This is a genomic window from Aeromicrobium sp., assembly GCF_036676885.1.
Taxonomy (GTDB): domain Bacteria; phylum Actinomycetota; class Actinomycetes; order Propionibacteriales; family Nocardioidaceae; genus Aeromicrobium.
This window is the reverse complement of sequence record NZ_JAKFCB010000023.1, coordinates 1-8969: the sequence shown is the minus strand read 5'-3', so window position 1 is coordinate 8969 and position 8969 is coordinate 1. Positions and strand designations below refer to the sequence as shown.

Below are 8969 nucleotides of genomic sequence, written 5' to 3'. Positions count from 1 at the left end.
GGCGGCGACCATCGACGGTCCGCCGGTGCGCGTCCTCCGCGGGCAGTGCGACCCTCTGACGACCCCGCGGCCGTACGGTCCGTTGCGTGACATAGCCGCAGCCGCCGGCGTGACGGTCTGGGATCGTGGCGCCGAAGTCGTCCTCGCTGAGATCTGCGACGAGGTGGTGTCCGCCCTGGTGACGGAGCCGACGGTGCTTGTGGTGGAGGACCTGCACTGGGTCGACGCGGCAACCGTCGAGGTTCTGAGATTCATCGCCCGCCGCTCCGCATCGCTGCACCTGTCCCTGATCGTGACCTACCGCGACCTCGAGGTCGGACCCCAGCACCCGGCACGGCCCCTGCTCGGTGATCTTGCACGACTCGAGAACGGCGCAGCGCTCCACTTCGATGCGCTTTCTGTCGACGGCGTCGCAACGCTGCTCGGCCCCGAGTGCCGCAAGGACGCTCCCCGCGTGCACGAGTTGACGGGTGGCAACCCGTTCTTCGTCATCGAGGTGTGCAGCAACCCCGGTCGTCCGCTTCCGTCCTCGATTCGCGACGCGTTGCTCGACCGCGCGGCGGGCCTGTCGCCCGACGACCTGCGACTCCTCCAGCTCGCGGCGCTGTCACCCGAACGTCTCGACGACGAGTTGCTGCGGGAGCTCCAGGTCGACCTGCCGGCCTTGACACGTCTGGAGGCAACGGGCCTGCTGGTCGCCGAGGGTGCTGGCCTGTCCTACCGGCACGAGCTCGCCCGTCAGGCGGTCGCCAGCACGATCCCGACGGCGGGAGAACCCCACCTTCATGCGTTGATGCTCGATGCTCTCGAGAGAAGCGGGCACGGCGAACCAGCCCTGCTGACGCACCACGCGGTGGGCGCGATCGACAAGGAGCGCGCGTTCACGTACGCGTGTGCCGCAGCAGATGACGCCGCTCGTTCTGGCGCACACGGCGAGGCGGTCGCGTTCTTCGAGATCGCGCTGCGCCACCAATCGCGTGACGATCCGGCGGTCCGAGCCGAGCTGCTCTTTCGACTCGCGTTCGAGCAGTACCTCACCAGCCACCTGAGCGAGGGGATGGAGACCGTGCGCGCCACGTTCGAGCTCTGGCAGCGCGCCGACAACGGCGCGGGACTCGCCGCGGCGTACGACCTGTTCTCGATGTTCTGCTACTACGCCGGTGACCGCCACGAGGCGGAGACGTACGCCGACCGGGCCGCCCAGCTGGCGGCGGAGGCGGGGCTCACGGTCCCGCACGGCGCCGCCCGAGCCACCCGCGGATTCCTCAACTATCTGCGCGGCGAGCTGGACCTTGCGCGTGCGTGTGCCTTCGAGGCAGCAGCAGCGGCCGAGGACGCCGACGAGCGGATGCTGAGGGTGCGAGCAGACCTGATCGCCGCGCTGGCCGAGCTGGCCGCCGACGACGAGGCCGCGCGGTCGCGCGTCCTGGACGTCATCGCGGAGGCGCGCGCTGGGGGCTGGGACGAGCTGGCGTCGACCGGTTGGTCTCAGCTGTCCGTCCTCGATGTCGAGCACCGCCGTCTGGGGCTCGCGGCCGAAGTCCTCGACGAGTCGATCCCGTTCACGGTTCGCCGCGACATACCGATCTGCCGTCATTGGCAGACCGCCGTACGTTCCCGGATACACCTCGAGCACGGGCAGTGGGACAGCGCCCTCGACGATGCTGACGACGTCATCCGCACCGACGGGATGGAGGTCGCCCGGCTCTGGCCCTACCTCATCTCAGGAATCGTGCCGGTGCGCCGCGGTGACGACGCTGATGTCGACGCCCTGCTCGATCGCGCGTGGAAGCTGGCCGAGTCGATCGACGAACCCATCCGACGGCTGTCAGCCCTCGCGGTGCTCGCGGAGGTCATGTGGACCCGCGACGTCCCGGACCCACGGGTCATCGAGCACGCCACTGCTGATCTGGCCCGCCTCGGCGATGCGCCGGGCGCCCACTGGGCCGCCGGAGAGCTCGCAGTCTGGCTGCGCCGGCTCGGGCTGCTTCAGGAGGTTCCCGCAGGCCTTGCGGCACCTCACGAGGCCTCGCTGTCCGGTCGGCACCGGGTCGCGGCCACGTGGTGGCAGGAGCATGCTCACATCTTCCTGGCCGCGCTCTGCCTGACCGACTCGGACGACCCGGAGGACCTTCGCGAGGGGTTGGCGCAGCTGGAGTCCCTCGGGGCGTACGGATCGCTGACGAGGCTCGCCTCGTTGCTGCCGGCGGCCGAGATCGTCGGCTCGGGGAGCTGAACCGCGTCTGCACGCGACGTGCACGGGATCTGCACAGCCCGCCGGAATCGTGATGCCCAGCATCCGAATCCGAGAGGAACCACCATGTACGACCATCACGCCCACGTCACGTGGCAGCAGAACGAGCGTCGCCTGACGGCAGCAGCCGAGAGGCGACGGTCGAACCTCGAGGCCCTCGAACGGTCGCGCGCCGAGGCAGAGCCCGACCGCGCCCCGAAGAGGTTGTCGACGCTGCTCCGCCGGTCACGGCGTCAACTCAGTTGGTGACGTCCGCCCCACGCTGAGCGGGCACGCTGCGGGCATCAACGTGGTTGAGCCGGCCAAGACTCCGCGCCAGGGTCGGGATCATGACGGCCGCAGCGACGAGGTGCAGCCCGATGAGGGTGCTCGAGGTCGCGGCGTTCGCACCGGCGAGGAGCGGCGGCACCAACGAGATCGCCGTCAGCGACACGGCCGTCCATACGAACCGCTCAGCGGGGCGAGCACTCCAGCGAAGGAGAGCCGCGGCCATGACGACGCCCACGAGCGAGAAGACGCCGGTCACGAAGGCGATCCCGGACACCGGGATCGTCTCGCCATCGGAGACCTCGAAGTCGACGCCGACACCCCTGGCCAGCGCGGCGACAAGGGAGGTGGTCGCCATCGCCGCGAGTGCGGCGACGAAGCCGGTCACGGCGAGCCCGCGGAGCTGGTGAGTCTTCATGACGCACCGTCCGCCGGCAGGCGCTCCGGCAGCCCGAGCCGCGGGAACTGGTCGTCATGGAAGACGACGATCTCCGTGATCGCCCCGTCGGTGATGCGCAGGACGTCGATCACCAGCGGCACGTAGGCGCCCTCCTGCTCCTGCCAGATGTAGAAGGCGATGGCGGGCTGCCGGTTGACGAAGGTCGGGACGCCCCGCAGGCCCGTCATGCCCTCGAATCCGTCCTGGATCCAGTCATTCACCACCGCGTCGCGGCCGACATTCAGGCCCGGCGTGGGCGGCATCGAGCAGCGGACGTCGTCGCGCAGCATGGTGGCGAGGACGCCGACGTCCGTGGCCACTGTCGCGTCGGTGAAGCGGCGCAGCAGCTCGCGCGTGGCTGAGTCCTCCTCGCCACCGGTCCAGTCCTGCCGCTCGGCGGGCAGGTGCTCCCTCATACCGGCGCGGGCCCGCTGCAGCGCGCTGTTCACGGAGTTCACGGAGTCGCCGAGGAGCTCGGCGACGTCCTTGGCCGGCCAGCCGAGCACGTCCCGCAGGATCAGCGCGGCGCGCGGGCGCGGCGCGAGGTGCTGGACAGCGATGACGTACGCCAGCTCGATCGTCTCGCGCGCGACCGCGAGGGTCTCCGGCTCGTCCGCGTCGTCCGCGGCCAGCTCGTCGAGCAGGCGGTCCGGGTAGGGCTGCAACCACAGCACCTCGCCGCCGGTCGCCGGCTCCGGGCGGCGCTTGGCGAGCAGGTCCAGGCAGGCGTTGGTGGCGATCCGGTAGAGCCAGGCCCGGAACGTCGACCGCCCCTCGAACGTCTCGCGCCGCCGCCAGGCACGGAGGAACGTCTCCTGGACGGTGTCCTCGGCGTCCTCGAACGATCCGAGCATCCGGTAGCAGTGCACGTGCAGCTCCCGCCGGTGCGGCTCTGCCAGCTCGGAGAACGCCGGCTCGTCGACCTCGCTCAGACTGCTCACGTCCAGTCCCTCCAGTCGCATGTCCACACTCATGATCATCCTTCCGCCTCGTCGTGGCCTTTGTGTGTATGACGGGTGCGGGCGCGAAAACTCATCACTCGGAGGCGTCACCCCGGCTGACGCGGCGTCAGGAAACCTCCTGCGCGAGCCGCGCGACCGCTTCGGCGACACGGGGACCGAACATCACCGGGTCGTTGTGGTCCGCCCCCCGGATCACCAGCCGTTCGACCAGGACCGCCGCGGCATCGGCCACGCTGGCGCTGAGCGCCGACGGGACCACCGAGTCGTGTTCGGCATAGATCACGGTCACCGGCACCGTGCTCGACGAGAGATGCTCGACGACCGGGAACCGGTCCCGGAGCAGCAGCCGCACCGGCAGGAAGGGGTAGTGGTGCGCCCCGACGTCAGCCAGCTCGGTGAAGGGTGAGCGCAGCACGATCCCGGCGGGCGGGCGTCGCACCTGGAGCGCCGCCACCACCCCGGCGCCCAGGGACTCCCCGAAGTAGATCGTGCGTTCGGGCGGGTATCCCAGCATCTCCAACGCCCGGGAGGCCGCGATCGCGTCCGCGGCCAGGCCTTCCTCGCTGGGTTTGCCGGGGTTCCCGCCGTACCCGCGGTAGTCCATCAGGAGGACCGCAAGCCCACGCGCACTCAGCTCCAGGGCCAGGCCCGCCCGGCCCGCACGGTTCCCGCCGTTCCCCGGCGCAACCAGCACCGCCATCGGCGCCTCCGGAGCGGGACCTGCGGCCGGGACGAACCAAGCGCCCAGATCCAGCCCGTCCTCGGTGTGCACGGTGACATCGCGGGCTCCGTCGATGACCTCACCGGCCGGCGGGACCCGGGTCTCGTCCGGGTAGTAGATCAGCTGCCGCTGAATCGCCCACAACACTGCGATCACCATCCCGATGAGAACCACCAACACCGGCAGCCCACGAAGGAGGAGCCTTCGCAGCCGCACCGACCTGGTCATCCCTCATGCTGGCCCTTGGCCGCCGGCGGGACAACGGTGAGACACACGACGCGGCGACGTCCTCGACGTCACATCCCCTTCTGCTCGTGGGTCAGCCGGTACGGGCTAGGGTTGGCCACGCCGTTGGCCGCCACCAGTCACCACTTTCATCGAAGGACTACCAATGAGCCGCGGTGACCATGTCTATGTCCATCGCCGTTGCCGCTACAGCCATCACGGGATCGACTGCGGCGACGGGACGGTGATCCACTACGTCGGCACCTGGGGAAAGGCCCGGCGGGTCGAGAGGACTTCGCTGGACTCCTTCGCCAAGGGGGCTGAGGTGCTCGTGCGGCAGTACCGTCGACGCCTGCCGGTTGACGAGATCCTCGACAACGCGGAGTCACGCCTGAGCTCCCAGGGCTATCACCTGTTCAGAAACAACTGCGAGCACTTCGCAACCTGGGCATCCACCGGATCGGCCTCGAGCAGTCAGGTCCGCGGCTGGGCAGTGGCGGCGCCAGGAGCCGCCGCATCAGTAGGTGTCGCTGACGCTGCCGGCGCCCCCCTGATCCTGCTCGGCAGCCTCGGCATGGGCATCTACGCATTGGTCAAACCGCTACGGCGCCGACGCCGCGCGATCCTGGCGCCCAAGCAGCGCTGGGTCAGGAGCGACCCGCTCCCCCAACCGGAACCAGCGCTGCCAGCCAGTCGCTGATGGCGGCGCGGATCGCGGGGGCGTCCTTCTTGAGGGAGTGATCGCCCGACACCACGACGAGGGTGATCCCGCTGGGCAGGGACTCGGCATCCGGTACGCCGAACGGGTCCCGCTCGCCCTGCACGACCAACGCCGGCACGGTGACGGACGTGAGCTCCGGGAGTCGCGACTTCTCGGGGCGGCCCGGCGGGTGCAGCGGGAACGCCAGGCACAGCACTCCGGCCGCTCCGACATCCGCGGACGTACGGCAGGCGACCCGACCGCCGAAAGACCGTCCGCCGGTGATCAACGGCAGGTCGGCGAGCTCCGCGACGTGCAGGTGCTCGGCGACAGCACACCACGCGGCATCGACCTGAGCGGGCGGCGCCGGCGCGCGTCTCCCCGCGACCCGGTAGGGCTGCTCAACGAGGGCGACCACCAGACCCGCATCCAGCGCCACCTGGGTCGCCAGCTGCAGATCATGGGCCGTGACGCCGCCGCCTGCCCCATGGCCGAGCATCATGAGCCCGCGCGGTGCACCCGCCGGCCGGGCGACGTGCACCCGCGCGTCGCCGTGCGGAGTCGGGACGAGGGAGCCCGCAGCGTCGGTCATACCGAAACCGTACGGCCAACCTGCTGGGTCAGCGGTAGTCGACGGGCAGCGTCTTGATGCCGTTGAGCCAGCCGGACCGAAGCCTGACCGCCTCGCCGGCCGCGCGGATGTCCGGGGCCATGTCGGCGAGGGCGTCGAAGATCAGCTTGATCTCGCTGCGGGCGAGGTTGGCGCCGATGCAGTAGTGCGCGCCGTGCCCGCCGAACGCCAGGTGCGGGTTCGGGTCGCGGGTGATGTCGAACGTGAACGGGTCCGTGAAGACGTCCTCGTCGTGGTTGGCACTCGCGTAGAAGAGGGCGACCCGCTGGCCGGCCTTGATCTGCACGCCGCCGAGCTCGACGTCCTCGAGCGCGGTGCGCTGGAACGAGGTCACCGGGGTCGCCCACCGAATCACTTCGTCGACCATCGTGCTCGGGCGCTCGCGCACCCACAGGTCCCACTGCTCCGGGTTCTCGAAGAACGCCTTCATGCCGTGCGTCGTCGCGTTGCGGGTGGTCTCGTTGCCCGCCACGGCCAGGGCGATCACGAAGAACCCGAACTCGTCGTCGGTCAGTCCGCGGCCGCCGTCCTCGCCGGACTGCACCAGCTTGGTGACGATGTCGTCGCGCGGGTTGGCCTTGCGCTCTGCGGCGAGACCCATCGAGTACATCAGCACCTCGGCTGCCGCGGCCTCCGGGTCGTTGTCGGCACGGGCCAGCTCGGCGTCCTCTGCGCCGGTCATCTGGTTGGTCCAGTCGAAGATCTTCTGCCGGTCCTCGGCCGGTATGCCGAGCATGTCGCCGATGACCTCGAGCGGGAACTGCGAAGCGACCTGATCGACGAAGTTGCCGCTGCCTTCGGCAACGGCGTCGGCCACGATGCGCCGGGCCCGCTCCTCGAGCACCTCGTCCAGGGCGCCGATCGCGCGCGGGGTGAAGCCGCGGCTGATGATCTGGCGCAGCTGGGTGTGGTCGGGAGCGTCCTGGTTGATGATGACGACCTGCGTCATCTCGAGGGACTCCCGCGTCGCGGTCTCCGGGAGCCGGACGATCACGCCGTTCTCGCGGCTCGAGAAGACCTTGCTGTTCTTGGAGACCGCGGCGATGTCGGCGTGCTTGGTCACGGCCCAGTAGCCGGAGCCGGACGCCACGGACATACCGGCTCGCGCCGTTTCCGTCTGCTCGACCCAGTGGATGGGCGACGCCTTGCGCAACGCCATGAGCTCGTCGTGCGGCACCCCGGCGAGGTTGACGTCGGGATCGGTGAAGTCGAAGCCAAAGGGGAGGACGTCGGTGGTCATGGTGCTCCTTGATGGGCGGGCATACAACTTTTCAAGAGTGGATGAACAGAAACACGAATGTGTATGATTCGTCAAGGATCGAGCGAGGAGGCGACGGATGAGGTCACACGGCTGGGGCGGGCGACCGCCGGCTGATGCTGACGAGGCACGCCGCCGCATCCTGGCCGCCACTCGTTCGCGTCTGAGCGCGGCCGGTACGACGAACGTCTCGGAGATCGCCGATGTCCTCGGCATCACCCGGCAGACCCTCTACCGCTACTACCCGACCACCGAGGACCTGCTCAACGCTGCGTCGATGGACGCCGCCAACGACCTCCAGGAGCAGCTCGTCCCGCACGTCCTCGACCATCTCGACGGATCGGGCGACGCCGCCGACGCCGCGGTCGAAGCCGTCGCGTACGTGTACGAGTACCTCCGGGACGACCCTGCTCTGAACCGGCTGCTCGCCCCGGGCCGGATCAGCAGCACGACCGCCGCCCTGACGGCCCCGTCATCGATCGCGATCGGTGGGAAGCTGCTCGGCGGCCTCGGGGTCGACTGGTCGGATGTCGGCCTCGCCGAGGACGACCAGCTCGAGCTCGTCGAGCACCTGCTGCGGACCCTGCAGTCGCTGGTGCTCGACCCCGGCGACCCCCCGCGTACGGGCGACGAGCTGCGCGCCTATCTTCGGCGCTGGGTCGCCCCGGCGCTGCGCAACGGGCGCGGGTGATGACCGGCAGCGAGGACGTGCTGCAGGCGGCGTTCGACCGCTACGTGGCACGAGTCGAAGAGATCTCCGCGAGCCGCGACTGGTCGGCATTTGCCGACATGTTCACCGAGGACGCGACCTATCGCGAGCACGCGTACGGCGACTTCACCGGCCGCGAGGAGATCCGGGCGTGGGTCGTCAAGACCATGACCGCGTTTCCGGCCACCGAGATGATCGCGTTCCCTCCGGCCTGGTTCGTCCTCGATCCACCGACCAATCGGGTCATCTGCGACATCCGCAACATCATGCGCGACCCGGGCGACGGCTCGGTCCACGAGGCCTCGAACATCACGATCCTGACCTTCGACGACGAGGGCAACCTGATCCGCGAAGAGGACATCTACAACCCGCAGAAGTTCGCCGACATGACGCGCGACTGGTGCCGGGTGGCCGATGCTCACGGCACGCTGAGCGACGCCGGCAAGAGGATGCTCGCCGCACTCGGCGGCTGAGCCTCCTCAGTCGAGGGAGCCGACCTCGGCCGAGTCGGTGAGGTCGCGGGCCCAGCTCGGGACGATGAACAGTCCGGTCGCCTCGACCGCCGGTTCATCGCCGTACGCCTCGCAGCCGATGTGCGCCGTGACCGTGACCTTGCGGTCGTCCTCCTTCGTGATCTGCGCCTGCATGTGGATGCGCCCCAGCGGGAGCGGGCGTCGATAGCGCAACGTCAGCGTCCCGGTGACGATGAGCCGCGTGTGGGCCGCGCTCGCGGTCTCCCCCATGAGGTGGTCGAGCATGAGCGAGGAGACGCCGCCGTGCACGCAGCCCGGCGGGCCTTCGTA

General features: G+C 69.7%; 10 protein-coding genes. 4 read left to right on the top strand and 6 right to left on the bottom strand.

Going from position 1 to position 8969, the window contains the following annotated elements; translation table 11 throughout:
• The coding region (locus V6M46_RS01385; RefSeq protein ID WP_332661904.1) for a hypothetical protein at nt 1-2236 on the top strand (2236 nt) is incomplete at its 5' end.
• A 256-nt stretch (nt 2237-2492) separates the two neighbouring features.
• On the opposite strand, the gene V6M46_RS01380 is transcribed toward V6M46_RS01385, so the two are convergent.
• The 3 genes from V6M46_RS01380 to V6M46_RS01370 all read right to left on the bottom strand — a co-directional run bounded on the left by V6M46_RS01380 (nt 2493) and on the right by V6M46_RS01370 (nt 4790).
• The gene (locus V6M46_RS01380; RefSeq protein ID WP_332661902.1) at nt 2493-2939 is read right to left on the bottom strand and encodes a DUF6069 family protein; all 447 of its coding nucleotides are present in this window, start codon (nt 2937-2939) and stop codon (nt 2493-2495) included.
• Nucleotides 2936-3901, bottom strand: coding sequence for an RNA polymerase subunit sigma-70 (locus tag V6M46_RS01375; protein WP_332661901.1), 966 nt, complete (start codon nt 3899-3901; stop codon nt 2936-2938). The genes V6M46_RS01380 and V6M46_RS01375 overlap by 4 nt, the downstream gene beginning before the upstream one ends.
• 127 nt (nt 3902-4028) lie before the next feature.
• Nucleotides 4029-4790 (bottom strand): alpha/beta hydrolase, encoded by a 762-nt coding sequence (locus tag V6M46_RS01370; protein WP_332661900.1) that lies wholly within the window; start codon nt 4788-4790, stop codon nt 4029-4031.
• A gap of 244 nt (nt 4791-5034) precedes the next feature.
• On the opposite strand from V6M46_RS01370, the gene V6M46_RS01365 reads away from it, so the two are divergent.
• A complete protein-coding gene (locus tag V6M46_RS01365; RefSeq protein WP_332661899.1) occupies nt 5035-5568 on the top strand; it encodes a lecithin retinol acyltransferase family protein in 534 nt (177 codons plus the stop codon).
• Here the strand turns inward: V6M46_RS01365 and V6M46_RS01360 are convergent.
• Both V6M46_RS01360 and V6M46_RS01355 read right to left on the bottom strand, forming a co-directional pair.
• Entirely contained in the window at nt 5516-6160 is a 645-nt protein-coding gene (locus tag V6M46_RS01360) for an alpha/beta hydrolase family protein (protein WP_332661898.1), read from the bottom strand. The genes V6M46_RS01365 and V6M46_RS01360 overlap by 53 nt on opposite strands.
• Nucleotides 6161-6188: 28 nt before the next feature.
• On the bottom strand, nt 6189-7439 hold the full coding sequence (locus tag V6M46_RS01355; protein WP_332661897.1) for a cytochrome P450: 1251 nt from the start codon (nt 7437-7439) through the stop codon (nt 6189-6191).
• Between the two features lie 97 nt (nt 7440-7536).
• On the opposite strand from V6M46_RS01355, the gene V6M46_RS01350 reads away from it, so the two are divergent.
• Together V6M46_RS01350 and V6M46_RS01345 are read left to right on the top strand one after the other, a co-directional pair.
• Nucleotides 7537-8148, top strand: a complete 612-nt coding sequence (locus V6M46_RS01350) for a TetR/AcrR family transcriptional regulator (protein ID WP_332661896.1) — start codon at nt 7537-7539, stop codon at nt 8146-8148.
• The gene (locus tag V6M46_RS01345; protein ID WP_332661895.1) at nt 8148-8639 is read left to right on the top strand and encodes a nuclear transport factor 2 family protein; all 492 of its coding nucleotides are present in this window, start codon (nt 8148-8150) and stop codon (nt 8637-8639) included. The genes V6M46_RS01350 and V6M46_RS01345 overlap by 1 nt, the downstream gene beginning before the upstream one ends.
• Nucleotides 8640-8645: 6 nt before the next feature.
• Here V6M46_RS01345 and V6M46_RS01340 read toward each other — a convergent pair.
• Nucleotides 8646-8969: PaaI family thioesterase (locus V6M46_RS01340; RefSeq protein WP_332661894.1), on the bottom strand; the 324-nt coding region annotated here is incomplete at its 5' end.

What these genes read in the sequence shown, in the direction of transcription:
- V6M46_RS01380 (WP_332661902.1), bottom strand. Translation starts at nt 2,939, where the DNA reads ATGAAGACTCACCAGCTCCGCGGGCTCGCCGTGACCGGCTTCGTCGCC.
- V6M46_RS01365 (WP_332661899.1), top strand. Translation starts at nt 5,035, where the DNA reads ATGAGCCGCGGTGACCATGTCTATGTCCATCGCCGTTGCCGCTACAGC.
- V6M46_RS01360 (WP_332661898.1), bottom strand. Translation starts at nt 6,160, where the DNA reads ATGACCGACGCTGCGGGCTCCCTCGTCCCGACTCCGCACGGCGACGCG.
- V6M46_RS01355 (WP_332661897.1), bottom strand. Translation starts at nt 7,439, where the DNA reads ATGACCACCGACGTCCTCCCCTTTGGCTTCGACTTCACCGATCCCGAC.
- V6M46_RS01350 (WP_332661896.1), top strand. Translation starts at nt 7,537, where the DNA reads ATGAGGTCACACGGCTGGGGCGGGCGACCGCCGGCTGATGCTGACGAG.
- V6M46_RS01345 (WP_332661895.1), top strand. Translation starts at nt 8,148, where the DNA reads ATGACCGGCAGCGAGGACGTGCTGCAGGCGGCGTTCGACCGCTACGTG.